Raw genomic sequence first — 15,173 nt, forward strand, 5'->3', positions numbered from 1 at the left:
TCCCTAATCTGGCGAAGACTTGAAGACGAAGGCGGCAGGAGGAAGCAATCAGTTGGCGGCTGCGCCAACGTCCTTGTCCCAACGTTCCAGCAAGGCCTTGCGCTTTGCGGGATCGCCATAGGTCTTGAAGTCGTAGTTGATCAGCTTGATATCCTCAAAGCGTGGAGCTTCTTTCGGAATTTCAGCATTCTTGTTGGATGGAAGCTGGAACGACTTGGCGTCCTTCATCCGCGACTGCACATCGGCCTGTAGTGCCCAGTCGTACCAGATCTTGGCATTCTCCATGTTGCGGGCGCCCTTGACGATCGACATGGAGCCGATCTCGTAACCCGTGCCCTCGCAAGGGGCGATCGACTTTACCGGGAAACCTTCTGCAGTCTGAGCGACGGCATCGTGCATGAAGACGATCCCGAGCGCCGTCTCACCGCGGGCAGCCGCCTTTACGGGCGCCGAACCGGACTTGGTGTATTGAGAGATGTTGGCGTTCAGCTTCTTCAGATAATCGAAGGCCTGATCTTCTCCCATGATCTGCGCAAGCGAAGCGAGGGCCGTGTAAGCCGTTCCCGAAGAGTTCGGATTGGCGATCTGGATTTCACCCTTCAGCTCTGGATCAAGCAGGTCTACCCAGCACTTCGGCTCCTTGAAACCCTTCTTCTTGAAAATGTCGGTGTTGTAACCCCAGCCCAAGGCACCGGCATAGACGCCGACTGTCTTGTATCCGGCGCTCTCAGCCTGGTTCTTTGCCCAGTCCTGCAGCTGGTCCAGCATCTTTGATTTGTATTCAAGCGTCAGGTTCTCGGATGCTGCCTGCAGGTGCGGATCGCCCGTCCCTGCCCACCAGACATCGGTCTTCGGATTGCGCGCTTCTGCACGGATTTTGGCATATGCTTCGCCGGACGACATGCGCACCATGTTGACCTTGATGTCGTGGCTCTTTTCGAAGTCGCCTTTCATCTGTTCGCAGATCACCACATCTGCTGCACAGATGAGATTGAGGTCACCGGCCGCGTGGACAGGTACGCTCATCAGAGTGGTTCCTGCCAGAAGCAGGCTAGAAATAAGTGTCAGTCGCATGTTTTCCTCCATGATGTGCGTCTGAATGCTGATCTCAGGACATGGCTTCGCCGTTCGGCGTGCTATCGCCGCCGTCTCTGTCCCGGTTAAGTCGCCGATTTACTGGCTGGGCGGATGAACTTCCCTATCGAACCTTAGAAGAAGTCTGCCTCTTTCCTCTGGAGTGCCAAATGTCGCAAAGTCGTAGTCAACCATCTTGATGAGCGAGAGGTCGGGCGCTCCAGGTGGCAAGGCAGCCTTTGCGTTGGAAGGGACCTGGTTCTGCCCGGCGGCGGCACCTGTCGCCTGCCCTTCGGCGCTCAGCGCAAAGTCCACAAACCGCCTTGCCTCGTCCCTGTTCTTTGCCCCGCGGATGACGCTGACCGCGCCAATCTCATATCCCGTACCCTCGCAAGGGGCGACAATGACAAGCGGCGCGCCCGCCTCCTTCTGCGTCACGGCATCGTGCATAAAGGATATCCCGATGAGCGCTTCTCCACGAGCGGCGGCCTTTACTGGTGCGGAACCGGCCCGGGTATAATCGGCGACATTCCGGTTGAGCGCCGCTAGGTAGCTGAATGCCTCATCCTCACCGAAGAGCTGCACGAGCGTGGCAAGCATGGTGAAGGCCGTGCCGGAATAGTTGGGATCGGGCATGACGACTTTGCCGCGATAGGCCTCGTTGATCAGATCCTTCCAGCATGTTGGCGCCGGTAGACCTTGCTTCTGCAGGAGTTCGCTATTGTAGGCAAAGCCGAGCGCGCCGGCATAAATCCCTGCCGCCTGCCCTCCTGACATGGCAAAGAAATTCTGAGCCCAGGGAAGAACCTCCGGTTCATGCACGGAAGCATAGGCCTCAAGCAGACTTTCGGATGCGGCCTGAAGATGCGTGTCGCCGGTGCCGCCCCACCAGACATCGACGGTCGGCGCGTCCTTTTCTCTTCGGATCTGATCGAGAACTTCACCCGTGCTCTTGCGTACCACGATGGTTTGGACGCCACTCTTCAGCTCATAGGCGCGCTGCATTGCCGCACACCACGCCTCGTCGGCTGCGCAAAGCACGCTCAGCGTCGCGCCGTCCCGTGCCAAGGCCGCGCCACCAACCCATAGGATCAGCCCGGCGGTGAATGCCGCAAGCAGTGATTTCAATCGATCCTCCCTGGAACCTCCCCGTTCCATTCTTGCCGCCAAGAATGCCAGAACCGGGCGCTTGCGCAATCGTAGAATGGTTACCGATTTTTCAACACTGAGATCATGCAAGGACATTCCGTTACGAATGTTACAAATCTGACAGGCCCGGTCATCATCGACCTTTTGAATAATCCCGCGCTCTTGCCTATGATCGATACCGGGAGGACTTCATTTTGCAAAACCAGAGGATCAAGATTCTGATCGTCGAGGACGATCCGGATATGGCAGAATTGATTGCGGATCTCGTTGAAGCCGAAGGCTGGTTACCAACGGTCGTCCATTCCGCCGAAGACGCAACCGCGATTTTAGCGCGCGATCAGTTCCATATCGTTCTTCTCGACCACAATTTGCCGGGCATATCCGGAAGAACATTTGCGCAGCGTATCCGCACCAACCTTGGGCTCAATGTCGGCATCCTCATGGTCACAGCCGCCGGCAGCGCCACCGAACGTGTTCTCGGGCTGGAAACCGCGGCCGATGATTACGTCGTAAAACCCTTCGAGCCGATCGAATTGACGGCACGCATAAAGGCGGTTCTTCGCCGTATCGCGCCCTCGCTCAAGGTGGAGAGAGAGCCGGAGCGCGAGCACGAAGCGAGTTCTTTGCGACTGGGCGACTGGGCGGTCGATCTATCCGCGCGACGCGCGCTCTGCATTGCCGATCGGAGCAAGACGCTGACCAGCGCCGAATTTGCTCTCCTGGAGATACTGGCAGAGACGCCGAACAAACCGGTCAGCCGGTCCCAGATCCTCGATCGTCTCGGTGCGGAGAGTGATCGCTTCATCGATCGCAATGTCGATGTGCTGGTTCTGCGCCTGCGCCGGAAGATCGAGCGCAATCCAGACCTGCCGCAGCACATCCAGACCCGCCGCGGCAAGGGATATGTCCTGCACACAGACACCGCAGAGCTGCCTCAGTGATCGACCGGCGCTTCCTCCAGTCCATCGCGTTTCGGCTGCCCTTCGCCATCGTCTTCATCTGTTCATCGGTCTTCATTCTGTCGGCCGTCGCGATCTACGGTTTGCATAAAGCCAAGACAGAGATGGCGGCCTACAGCCTGCAGGCCTTTTCCAGCCTCGCCCGAGCGTCGCTCATTTCACGCCAGGTGACCGATCTTGTTTCCAGCGCACCGCTGTTAATGAACGCTACATCCCCCTATCGGGTCTCCAGCGAGAGCCGAGCAGTCGTAGCGCAAGTCGATGGGCTTCTTCAGACAATTGCGCAGTACAAGCACGGAGACAGCCAGAATGCTCTGCCGAATAATGATATCGTGAGCCTCCTCCAGTCCATTCGTCAGCAGACCATGTCGCTTGCGGCAGATGCAGATGCGGCACAGCAGCACAAGGCGGAGGCGGCCGCAGCACTTGGCCAGATTGCAACTCGCCAAGCCCTTGCCGAAGATGCGATACGCCAGCGCCTCAATGCTCTCGTCCAGGCAGCCGCCAATTCTGCGAGCCTGTTCCAACTGGGCGAACTACAGCGCCGTTTCACTGCGGAGACCGGCTACTTCATCAATGACCCAGCAGCTGCACCGCAGATCGGCAATGAAGGGCTTACGCTTTACAAGAGCGTGTTCGACGCGCAGACACAGTATCTTCTGGAGATGTTCGCCATCCAGTCGTCGGTGTCGAAACTCCACACGGTTTCCCGTAGCCTGTCTCTTGCAACCGAAACGCAGAGTGAAGCGGTCGCTGAGAGACTGACCGGAGGACTTGCCTCCGCATCGGCTGCACTGACGCGATTGATTGTCATGGTCGCGATTGCCTTTTTTATCGTCGTTATTCTCTCTACCCTCTCGATCCGCTCCGTCATGCGGGTATCGAGCGGCATCACGGCGCTGTCCACTGGCATGAACTCGCTTGCCAAGGGTGAGCAGGATGTCGCCCTTCCCGCCTATAGAGGCTCAGAGACCGAGCTCGTGCGTCTGTCGGCGGCATTCCACGCCTTCAAGGACAGCGTTGATCGGGTCTCGCGTCTGCGCCGCACAGCGGAAGCCGCAGCAAGAACGATCCGCTCGACGTTCAGGACCATGAACGAGGGCATCGCACTTTTCGACGCGAGCGGCCAGCCAATCACCATGAACAGGCGGATCATCGAACTTGTCGGCAGGCGGGGTGGATCATCGCGAAAGTTGCCCCTGCGCAGCTTCATCAGCACGATCCCCGAAATCGACCCACAGCTTCTGCCCCGTGACGGTGATCCTGGAACGCTTGAAAACCGGATCATAGTACGTCATCGCACCGACGATCAGCAGGTCACGGAGATCGCGCTTTCCCGCCAGCCGGATAACGGGATCGTCATTCTGGCGCGGGACGTCACAGCGCTCGATCGGCAGGAGGCGGAAGCGGCGAAAGCCCAGAGGCTCGATGGTATCATGCGCATGACCCATCAACTGAGCCACGAAGTCGGCAACATGATCGGCATCATCACGGGAAGTCTTGGACTTCTTGAGCGGGAGACGGGCTTCAGCGAGCGCCAGCAGCGCAACATCAACCGCATTCGCAAAGCGGCAAATCGTGGGCGCGAACTTGCCAGCAGCATGCTGTCGATCGGCAGTCAGCAGCCCATTCATCCCGCCTCAGCCGACATCGGCGCACTTTTGCGGGCAATGATGGATGTGCTCGAGATTGCTGTTGGCCCTCGCAACCACATCACTCTCGAAATTGAAGACGCCTTGCCGCAGCTCGCATTGGATGCCGCACTGTTCGAACAGACGATCCTCAACCTCTGCCTCAATGCCGCAGCCGCGCTGCCGAATGGCGGCTCGATCCTCATCTCGGCGCGGATGCTAGAGCAGGACGTGGAAGTGTCGGTGGAAGACAATGGGCACGGCATGGATCAGGATGCCATAGACCGGGCTTTCGAACCTTACTTCACGACGCGCACCCAGCAGGGCGGTACGGGGCTTGGCCTTGCCATGGTGTATGGCTTCATGCGCCAGAGCGGCGGCGACGCGAAGATCACATCGAAGCCGGAGCAAGGTGTTCGTGTGGCACTGACATTCCCCACTCTCGGGCGATGACCGCGGCGGCAGCTGCGCACTTTCGTTTGCCGTTATCGCCAAGGACGCGAATAACGGCGCGATATGTTGTGACGGCTGAATTGCCCCCTTGCCTGGCAACTTACGCGTGCCTAGAAGACCTCAATCGTCATTTGGGCTGGAGAGGACAGGCATCGTGGAACAAGCAAACACCAAGACCGGCAGCGGAACGAAGAAGGCCCTTTTGGCCGCAACGGCGATCATCGTTATCGTTGGCGCGGGCGCGGTCGGTGCCAAGGTGTACTATCAGAAGCAGGTCGAAAAAATCATTGCCGAAAGAGGCGCGACCGCGGCTTCGGTGGATGTCGACTTTCTGGGACAAGTTCACATCCGCGACCTGACTTTGCCTCTGGAGACAGGTGAGAAAATCAGCATTGCCTCGGTTGACGGACGCCCGAAACTCCCCTTTGCCGACGGCGTGCTGGAACTCAGCAACGTCTCCATGGATGTGGCGAAAACCAATATCGTCATTCCCAACGCCCGAGTTGAGAATGCCGAGGTCGAACGACCTGCTTCATCGCAAGCAGATGGGAAAGATGCTGACATTTCGCTCTCCAAGCGCATCGGGCGCTTCTCGGCCAAGCGCATCTCCATGCCTGTCGTGACGGTCTCCCAATCCATAGGGAGCTTGGAACAGAAGATCGTTTACACAAACGCGGTCATGTCGGATATTGCCCATGGGCGGATCGCACAATACACCATCGAAAAGACAAGTATCGATGCCAGCGTTGCTGCAAGCGGCGGCAAGAGCGCGTCTCAACCAAAACCAATGACGATGTCGACCGGCGAAATCAAAGGCCAGGATGTCGACCTCGCCTACGCGGCCAGGCTCTACACGGAAGCGGCTGGTCCAGACGACAAGGAGCCCAAGCAGGTCTATGGCCCTGTTTCCGTGAGCAAGCTGTCCATGTCCGATCGCTCGGGACGATTTAGCTACGAGGAACTGCGCAGCGACGGTTTCAGCGCCAAAATGCCGGCTCAACCACTCGTCGAAACGCTTGCGGCAATCACGGCAGTCCAAAACATCGACGATCTGACGTCTGAGCAACGCCAGGCATATTTCGGCAAGGTCCTCTCGATCTTCGGCATGATCGGAAAGAGCAACATTCAGTTGATCGGACTCAAGATCGATGCTGCCGACGAGGTTGCAGGGACGCAAGGCAAGCGGTCGATCTCCACGATTGACCGCATTGAAATGCAGATCGAAGGCCACAAGACGGATTTCGGCCTGCACGGCCTGTCCATCGCCAACGGTGAAGACAAGGTCTTGATGGAAGAGGCGAGCATCAAAGGGCTTGACTGGACCTTGCCCGCCAAGGGGCTCACCCAGGCCGCCGCTCTGGAAGCAGACGAGTTGGCAACCTTCCCCGTTAAGCAGTTCTTCCCAACCTTCGACCGGCTGCGGCTTGCTGGTTTGGATTTCGACACCTCAGGACCGAAAAAGTCGGACGAACCGGTAGACGGCAAACCCGAGCGCATCAAGTTCACGCTCAGGAACTTTGAAACGGTGCTAAAGGATCCGGTCAACGGCATTCCGACCGATTTCGAAAACAAGATGGAAGATCTCGTTATCCCAATCCCGGAGGGTTCCTCTGAATTTGCCGAGGCGCGCGCGCTGGGCTTCAAGGAACTGACACTCTCCTACGCGCTCTCAAGCGCTTGGGATGAAAAAAACAGCAGCCTGGCAATTCGCCAAATCTCTGTCAGCGGCAAGGATTTTGGCCGGATCGAACTGTCAGGCCTGTTGAGCGGTATCACCAAAGAGTTCTTCTCGTTCGACGCCGCCAATGCTTACGCAGCGCTTTTCAGCGTGATGGGTCGTGAGATCAAATTCACCTGGAAGGATGAAGGTGGAGTAGCGCTCCTGACGAAGCTCTACGCCTTGCAGAACAACATCAGCGAAGCACAAGCGCGCACGACCTTGACGCTGGGTGCAAGCTTCCTGCTGCAACAGGTTGCCGCCGAGCGGCCGCAGCTTAGAAGCGCAACCGATGCCCTCGCCGCCTTCGTCCTCAAGCCAGGTACCCTCACCGTTACCGTCAAGGCGAAGAGCCCCAACGGGTTGGGGATCTTCGACCTCGCGGCCGCATCGCAGGATCCGCTCGTTCTCCTCGACAAGGTCGATATTCAGGCGGCGGCCGAGTAACCGAGAAACGAAACATTACGCGCGTCGGCAACGGCGCGCGCATTCTCCCCCAGGCCATATATCTTTAAAAGAAAGACAGAGTTAAGCCAGTCGAGCCTCCACCGGCCGTAGACGCCGCACCTCAATGGGTGATGGCAGGATGACTTTTGGCTTCCAAGGTCCACCGATCCTTGCCTGCCGCTTTCGCCTGATAAAGCAAGACATCGGCATCGGCCAGGAGCTCATCGAGAGACGTCTTGGCGGGCGTCCAGACGCCACCGATCGTGGCACGGACATCGACAGTCGTTTTGCCGACGCTGACGGGCTCGCGCATGCCTTCCACGATGCGGGCTGCGACTTGATCGGCAACAGTGAGGTCTCCCGCAACGACGATCACAAATTCGTCTCCGCCCGTTCGACAGACCAGATCTCCGGGACAGACGTGTTGCTCAAGACGCCTGGCAGTCTCTAGCAGCACCTTGTCGCCTGCGGAGTGACCGTGAACGTCATTGACGATCTTGAAGCCATCGAGGTCCATCAGCAAAACCGTCCATCCAGCCGATGATGACAGCAGTGGGAAGCGCATGGCGAGACCACGTCGATTGAGAAGACCGGTCAGAGCGTCGGTTTCCGAGCGGCGCTCGAATTCCTTGAGACGCAGATGCTCGTCGGTGAAATCGATAGCGACGCCCACGATCCTGCGCGGTGTTCCGTCAGGATTACGCAAGAGACGGCGGTCGCAGCGCATCCATCTCTCCCCAAAAACTGTGTTGAGACGGTACTCCGCACAGGAGTGATCGACTTCGCCGGACAACAGAGACGTTAGATCAGCAGCCGCCATGTCGCTAGGATTGACCCGCGCCAGATAGAGCGCCAGATCAAGCCGCGCAGCCGCCGGACCACCTATGAACTGTGCCAGCCGTTCGGAGGTTTCGAAGCGGCCCGCGGCCACATCCATGTGCCAGAACCCGCCACGCACGGCTTCCATGGCAAGCTCCAGCTGTGCCGCCTTTTCCGCCAGTTGCCGCTCGCTTTCCTTTTGAGCGGAGATATCCTGGACCTGAGACAATAACTGCACGATATTCCCGGTCGCGTCCCGCATCGCGGTCAGATGGATCACCACATGAACGATTGCGCCGTGCCGATTGGTATAACGCTTCTCGATGGAGTACCCATCTCGCGCGCCCTCGATAACAGCATTGAACAGCGTCTGGTCCCGGTCGACATCGTCGGGATGGGCAAAATCCGCGAATGACATACCCTGAAGCATATCGAGGGGAATGCCGACAAGCCGGGAGAAGGCCTGGTTTGCGCGACGAATACGACCATCGACATCATGAAATACGACGCCGACCGGGGCATGTTCGAAAGCAAAGTCGAAAAGCGCCAAGCGGGCTTGTGCGTTTTCCTTCAGCCACTGCGCCCCTCTGTGCAAAATCTTCTCCTTGAACCAACCCCTGCCTATTTATTAGTAGGCACGAATGTATTTGATTCAAGCACAAGAAATCATGGTTGGTCTCACGACGATCAGCCTTATGACCGACTTATGCGACGTTTACGCAGTTTTCATCGCAATCGCACTCGTCGACATTAGAACCTCAGCCCAGGCACCGCGAGTGGATTGTCTGTCATCGCCTGACGATCCGGCCTGTCGATATTGGCTGTTCCGGTAAAGGCCGCGAACAGATCCTTGACGAAATCCTCGCTCAAATCCTTGGTGATGAGCACCATGCGGGTGCGGCGATCTTGAGGGTCGGGCCATGCAGGCAAACGCTGCGGCGGATGGAAGATGGACTGCACGCCATGCAGAACCAGCGGCCGGTCCGGATTGTCCGAAAGCGCAACGATCGCCTTCATCCGCAAAAGCTTTTCCCCATGAGCAGAGCGCAGCAAATCCACGAACATTTCAATCGCCATCGGATCGATAGGGCGATCATGCATGATCGAGAAAGACCGAATGGACGCGTTGTGCCGGTTCACATCGTGGTGGTGATGGTGATGATCGTGGCCGTGATGATGATCATGATCGTGGTGGTGATGATCGCCATGATGATGGTCTTCATCATGCGCGGCCTCTTCACCCAGCCACCGGCTGACATCCGCGCTCTTGCTGGCAAAATCATAAAGACCGTTGTCCAGAAGGCTTGCGGCGCTCCACTTTTCCTGATCACCATCCTCAATCGCCGCGCGCGGATTGAGATGAGCAAGACGAGCAACGAGTGTCGCGACAGTATCCGGGGAGGCTAGCTTTCTCTTCGTCAATACCAGCCGGTCGGCAACCGCCACCTGCTTCACGGCTTCCTCATGATGATCGAGCGTCGACGCCCCGTTGACCGCGTCGACAACCGTGATGACGCCATTCAGCATGAAGTTCCGCGCAATGACAGGATTGCCCATGATGGACTGCATGACGGGCGCCGGATCGGCGAGCCCTGTGGTTTCGATCACCACCCGCTTTACCGGCTTCAAACGTCCTGTCTGGATGCCATCCATGAGTTCGGCCAGCGTATCCACCAACTCGCCGCGCACGGTGCAGCAAAGGCAACCCTCCGCAAGCTCGATGATACCGTCACCCGAACGCTCCACGAGCAGGTGATCGATACTCACATCACCGAACTCGTTGATGATGATGGCTGCATCGGCCATGTCCGGGTCTTTCAGCAGCCGGTTGAGCAAGGTCGATTTGCCGGCGCCCAGGAAGCCGGTGAGAATGGACACGGGGATCCGTTCGAATGCCATAAGGCACCTTTTCGTTATAATGTTACAATGAGCCGCTTATAGCATCAAACGCGGGTTGGAAAAGCCGCTAGACATCTAAAAGGCTTCGCTAGATATCCAGAAACTCCAAGCATCAGAAAGCCGGGCGCGGGATCGGGATCGGCACATTGGCCATTTGGCTTTCGCCCTTGCCCTTTGTTTCAGCCACCGCAACCGGTTCCGTGCCGGGGATCAGGCCAGCGAAGGAATAGACCGGTGGACGTGTCATTTCGCGCACATAGGGCGACTTGATAATCATGCGGCCCGCCTCGTCGCGGCTTTCGCTTCGCACCTTGGCGGCCTTCGGATTGCAGATTTCCTTGCTGATATCATTGACCGCAAGCGTATCGCCATAGGGCGCGAGAGAGGCGAGCGATACGCCCTGCCCGGCTGGCGAAGTCAGGCCAAGCTGCAGCAACTCGGCGGATTCATCGGTGCGCCCGGCAAGGCTGTCGGAGCCAAGAACCACGGAAATGACCTGCCGTCCATCACGCTTGGCGGAAGACACCTGATTGAAGCCGGAGGCACAGATGAAGCCGGTCTTCATGCCATCGGCACCATCGAAGCGGCCGACCAGCATATTGTAATTGGCATAGTTCTTCTTGCCGGTCGTCACACCTTCCAGCGAGAAGTAACCCGCATAATCTGGAAACTCACGCTTGATGATAAGCGCCAGCAGCGCCAGATCGCGCGCTGTCGTATACTGCCCGGCGCCGGGAAGGCCGTTGGGATTGATGTAATGGGTGGAGGACATGCCGAGGCGCGCGGCTTGAGCGTTCATTTGCGCGACGAAATTGTCTTCCGAGCCGCCAATGGTTTCTGCAATCGCCACCGCGACGTCATTGGCAGACTTGATCAGCAGCAGCTTCAGCGCGCTATCGAGTGTGAGCTTCGAGCCGGGCTTGAAATACATCTTGCTGGCGGGCTGATCGGAAGCATGCTTGCTGAAGACCACAGGCGTTTCGGGGCTGAGCTTTCCGGATTTCATGGCGCTGAAAGCAATATAGGCCGTCATCAGCTTGGTCAGCGATGCCGGATACCATTTGCGAAAGGCTTCCTGATGCGCAATCACCCTGCCGGTTTTGACATCCACCACAATCTTGGGATTGGCCTCAGCCAACGATGTCATCGCCAATATGCTGGCAGCCACAGCGGCAACGGTTTTCGAAAGTCGTCCAGCGGCGCGGCGTGTTCTGCGATCGTCTTGCAAGGCCTGTCCTCAAATTCCCGTCTTCTTTGCGGGATTGGCAATATTCACCATATATGGCCTAGCAATGGCAAAAAACATTGCTAGTTTTACAACATTCCTAAACGCTTTGCGCTGTAAGATTGCCGCATAGGAAACATAAGCCTCAGCGCGTGGTGCCGTGCAAGAGGAAAGGTTTGGGAATGACAGATTTTGATGCGAGGCCGGTGGCGTACTCGTACATTCGAATGAGTTCGAAACGCCAGATCAAGGGTGACAGCCTTAGACGGCAACTTGACCTTTCCCGGCAGTACGCAGATCGGCACAATCTCAAGCTTGATGAGGAAACCACTTTCGCTGACAAGGGCGTAAGTGCCTGGACCGGTGCGAACCTTACCGAGGGGCAATTCGGTCAGTTTCTTGCGGCAGCGAAAGAGGGCCGCATAAAGCCTGGCAGTTATCTGCTCGTTGAAAGCCTCGACCGCCTTAGTCGTCAACAGGTTCGAACTGCGTTGGTCCCTTTCATGGAACTGATCAACGGCGGTATCGTCATCGTCACCCTTAACGACAACCAAGTGTACTCGAAGGCTACGGTTGACGCCAATTTCACCCAATTGATCATCTCGCTGACCGTCATGGCACGCGCTCATGAGGAAAGTGAAACGAAGAGCAAGCGGTTGAAGGCTGTGGCCGAAAATCGCCGTAACAACGCCGCGAAGGGAGTTGGTCGTTTTCACCCAATGGCTCACGGCTGGATTGATCCAGTCAAGGTTGGCCACGAAAAATGGGAGTTTAGGCTAAACTCCCACTCCCTCGCCGTGCAGCGTATTTTTCAACTTTCTGAAAGCGGCATTGGACAGGTAACAATTGCAAAACTTCTAAATCGCGAAGGCATTCCGACTTTTCGCGGTAAAGGCCAGTGGTACCAAGCAAACGTCGGGCGGATCATCCGTGACGAAGCCTGCATCGGGACTTACCAGCCAACGCACGTTGTGGAGGGTGAAAGACGGCCTTTCGGTGAACCGATCAAAAACTATTACCCTGCTGCGGTAAGTGAAGAACTGTTTTGGCGAGTGCAGCGAGGTCTCCGCATTTCTTTTGGTCGAGGGCGACACAAAGGCAATCGGATAACCAATCTCTTTTCGGGGCAGATCACTTGCCAGCACTGCGGGAGTTCTCTTCGACTGCGCACCGGTGGCAAACACTTCTACCTCTATTGCGACAACTTTTCGCGAACTGGAACGTGCGAGAAATCGAGCGGCCTGTATCGGTACGATGTGTTAGAGGAAGCAATCTTCAAGCACCTGACAATCCTCGACCCCGACATCGATCGCGGTGGTGCTCAAGACCAGAACCGCGAGCAGATACTGCGGAATATCGCTCTGACCGAGCAAAGCGCGAAAAAGGCATCGCGTCAGTACGACAACCTTATGGACTTTATCGAAAATGCAGATGAGGACGCCGACAGGAAGAACCTGATGGTTCGCCTCAAGACTGCTCGCCAACTCCGAGAGCAAGCAATTGCGCGATTGCGGGAGTTGAATGAAGACCTTGCAGCTCTGGACGGTCGTCAAAAGGAGATGTCGAATGCCGTCGAGCGCATGGAGCAAGAACGCGCACTGTGGTCGTCGGGCGATGCAGCCCTTGTCTATGAAAGCCGTGCCAGGGTTGCTCGACTGCTGAAGCGGTTCATCTCGACGATGTCCATCAACTTCGAACAAAAGACGGTAATGGTTGGTGTCGCGGGCGGCTTACGTGGGTACATGTTTGATCGTAAAGGCGATCTGATTGACCAGTACGACATGTCCTCGCAAATCAACAAAGTTGGCCGACGTGTAATGTTCGCGGAACGTGGTCTCGATGGCAGTCCGGATTTCGAAAACGCTATTGAGATTAGGCCGCGAGGGCCGAGTTTGGAGCCGTTTATCAACATCAGCGGCAAAGATCACTTTGATGATGTCGTCGAGCGCAGGCAAATTGCCGATGCGGTCATGAACGATAAAAACTCCCCTGCCCCCCGAAAATCTAAGGGGGCAAAATCCCCCTGAATTCTTAGGGCTCCTTGTCCAAACACTTAGAACCCTGCCCGGAAACGCAAAGCCCAATTTGCAGAAGGAGCGACGACGTTACCGCCACCGCTCTTATCCAAGATTAGGATGCCGTTCACGGCAACTTTCCAATTGATGGCGGTTGGTGTCGCCCAATATTGAAGGCCGAAGTGTCCCTGTCCCGACCAAGGCTGCGCGGTGGAGGCAATGTCAATTGCGTCTCCAATCGCCCATCCACTGTTAGCGACTGTGCACACAAGTTCTGCTGCGTAGAAGTTTGGTTTGCTTCCAAGACCGTGGTCGACCGATCTAACGCTGTTGGTAACGTAGTCTTGGTTTCCACTTTGGAAAAACTTGTTCTGTTTGTACGCCGATGCGGGAAGACCGCCCAACTGCGCAGCGTTCTTAACCGAGATGTTGCTAGGGCTGAAAACATACATATTCGTGCCGTCGTAACCGCCCCATAGCCAGTCCGGCGTACCGGATTGACCGTTCCAATTGAACGTCATTGCTCGACCGGTCGGCGAACCAGCGTCTCGAAGTTGTCCCGCGCTTAGATTGATGCTGATGTTGTGCATCTGGCCGTTCGGCTGAACATATTCAGTGCCGTCTTTGAATGTGCCGCCCTTAGTGTCCCATTTGCCAAGGCGGAAATCGTAGTAGCCATTGACGGAATTGTCGTATGTCGCCATTCCCATTCCCCACCAACCCTTCATCACCAGGTTGTGGCTCGTGTAACTGGCAGCATCTGCATTGCCTTGTCTGAAGGAACTATCGCTCACCGACGGTAGGCCGAGCGTACCAGTCATGGTGCCACCGCTTTTCAACAGACGTTGGTCAAGTGCGTGTCCGAGATTAGGTCCGAAAAGCGAGGCGGTCCCACCTGTAAACGCGACATTGCCATCGGTCTCCAAAAACGATCCAGCGGAACCAACGTAGACGCGGCCTTTGGTTACGAGGTCTTTCTGGACATACACCGTCCCTTCTTTTCGATTGATGCTCAACGGCGCATCGATGTAATCGCCGTTGTCGGCATAACGAGCGACAGCGAAGTCCGAACCGGCATTTGCGCCGCTCTCGGCACTGGCATTCGTAAACACGGCCCAGCGCTGCTTATCCGCCGTTTTCCAACCAACAAGGCGATCTGTTCCTGCCGCACCACTCACGGTGACCAAGGAAGACGTAATACTCCCACTTGAGGTAAGGCTGAGAACTGAAGTATCCCCGGCAGACATTGTCCCTGTGGTCGAGAAAGCGTCTACCGTAAGTGTTCCTGAGAATTTCGGATTGCTGATGTAGTTCTCAAGACGGAAGTTCGTGCCATCGTAGATAACTGCGGTCGCCGTTCCTGCGACGACCTGTCCCGCCTTTAGGGCTGCTCCATCCTGTTGCAGGATCGACTTAGCGCCCAGCCCGTTCACGTTAAGCGTCATCGCCCCGGTGTTGGTATGCGAAGAGAAGAATGCATAACGCTCGCCTTTGAAAATGGCATCCGGCGTAGCTGCCAGCGTCAGGACCAGCGCTGTTGCGTTTCCAGTCGTCGTGTAAACTGCATTTATCTTATTATAAGCACGCTTAACACCACCACGCGTGGCTCTCAGAATAGGAGCGATTGTGCTTGGAGCATAACCGCCTTGCACACCGTCTGGTGCCGCCCCGTTGTTTGCAGGGTCTTGTTCTGACCACTTAGGATCACTGATATCTACCATTGGCGATCACCGCTTTCTTGTTATTCTTATTGGGTGTCAGAAGCGGTCGTTGCCGCTCCCCGTA

At 56.7% G+C, this 15,173-nt stretch carries 10 protein-coding genes; 4 read left to right on the forward strand and 6 right to left on the reverse strand.

What is annotated here, in order from left to right; translation table 11 throughout:
- Positions 1-48 precede the first annotated feature (48 nt).
- Together QE408_RS01205 and QE408_RS01210 are read right to left on the reverse strand one after the other, a co-directional pair.
- The gene (locus QE408_RS01205) at positions 49-1,074 is read right to left on the reverse strand and encodes an ABC transporter substrate-binding protein (RefSeq protein ID WP_306927836.1); all 1,026 of its coding nucleotides are present in this window, start codon (positions 1,072-1,074) and stop codon (positions 49-51) included.
- 99 nt (positions 1,075-1,173) lie between these two features.
- Entirely contained in the window at positions 1,174-2,202 is a 1,029-nt protein-coding gene (locus QE408_RS01210) for an ABC transporter substrate-binding protein (protein ID WP_306927838.1), read from the reverse strand.
- A 215-nt stretch (positions 2,203-2,417) separates the two neighbouring features.
- On the opposite strand from QE408_RS01210, the gene QE408_RS01215 reads away from it, so the two are divergent.
- The 3 genes from QE408_RS01215 to QE408_RS01225 all read left to right on the forward strand — a co-directional run bounded on the left by QE408_RS01215 (position 2,418) and on the right by QE408_RS01225 (position 7,430).
- Positions 2,418-3,164 (forward strand): response regulator transcription factor, encoded by a 747-nt coding sequence (locus tag QE408_RS01215; protein ID WP_306927840.1) that lies wholly within the window; start codon positions 2,418-2,420, stop codon positions 3,162-3,164.
- A complete protein-coding gene (locus QE408_RS01220) occupies positions 3,161-5,266 on the forward strand; it encodes a sensor histidine kinase (protein ID WP_306927843.1) in 2,106 nt (701 codons plus the stop codon). The genes QE408_RS01215 and QE408_RS01220 overlap by 4 nt, the downstream gene beginning before the upstream one ends.
- Positions 5,267-5,420: 154 nt before the next feature.
- A complete protein-coding gene (locus tag QE408_RS01225; protein WP_306927845.1) occupies positions 5,421-7,430 on the forward strand; it encodes a hypothetical protein in 2,010 nt (669 codons plus the stop codon).
- 121 nt (positions 7,431-7,551) lie between these two features.
- Here QE408_RS01225 and QE408_RS01230 read toward each other — a convergent pair whose 3' ends face one another.
- The 3 genes from QE408_RS01230 to QE408_RS01240 form a co-directional block, all read right to left on the reverse strand.
- Positions 7,552-8,844 carry a sensor domain-containing diguanylate cyclase gene (locus QE408_RS01230; RefSeq protein ID WP_306927847.1) on the reverse strand — a complete coding sequence of 431 codons (1,293 nt, stop codon included), beginning with the start codon at positions 8,842-8,844 and terminating at the stop codon, positions 7,552-7,554.
- Between the two features lie 155 nt (positions 8,845-8,999).
- Positions 9,000-10,148: a CobW family GTP-binding protein gene (locus tag QE408_RS01235; protein WP_306927849.1), complete on the reverse strand. Its 1,149-nt coding sequence runs from the start codon at positions 10,146-10,148 to the stop codon at positions 9,000-9,002.
- Between the two features lie 112 nt (positions 10,149-10,260).
- A complete protein-coding gene (locus QE408_RS01240; RefSeq protein ID WP_373465502.1) occupies positions 10,261-11,295 on the reverse strand; it encodes a D-alanyl-D-alanine carboxypeptidase family protein in 1,035 nt (344 codons plus the stop codon).
- A 260-nt stretch (positions 11,296-11,555) separates the two neighbouring features.
- Between QE408_RS01240 and QE408_RS01245 the strand changes: the two genes are divergently transcribed.
- On the forward strand, positions 11,556-13,400 hold the full coding sequence (locus QE408_RS01245; protein ID WP_306927852.1) for a recombinase family protein: 1,845 nt from the start codon (positions 11,556-11,558) through the stop codon (positions 13,398-13,400).
- 26 nt (positions 13,401-13,426) lie between these two features.
- Here the strand turns inward: QE408_RS01245 and QE408_RS01250 are convergent, their stop codons facing one another.
- Positions 13,427-15,109: a hypothetical protein gene (locus QE408_RS01250; protein WP_306927853.1), complete on the reverse strand. Its 1,683-nt coding sequence runs from the start codon at positions 15,107-15,109 to the stop codon at positions 13,427-13,429.
- Positions 15,110-15,173: the final 64 nt, after the last annotated feature.

It is taken from the genome of Agrobacterium larrymoorei, from assembly GCF_030819275.1.
In the GTDB taxonomy this organism is placed as follows: Bacteria; Pseudomonadota; Alphaproteobacteria; order Rhizobiales; family Rhizobiaceae; genus Agrobacterium; species Agrobacterium larrymoorei_B.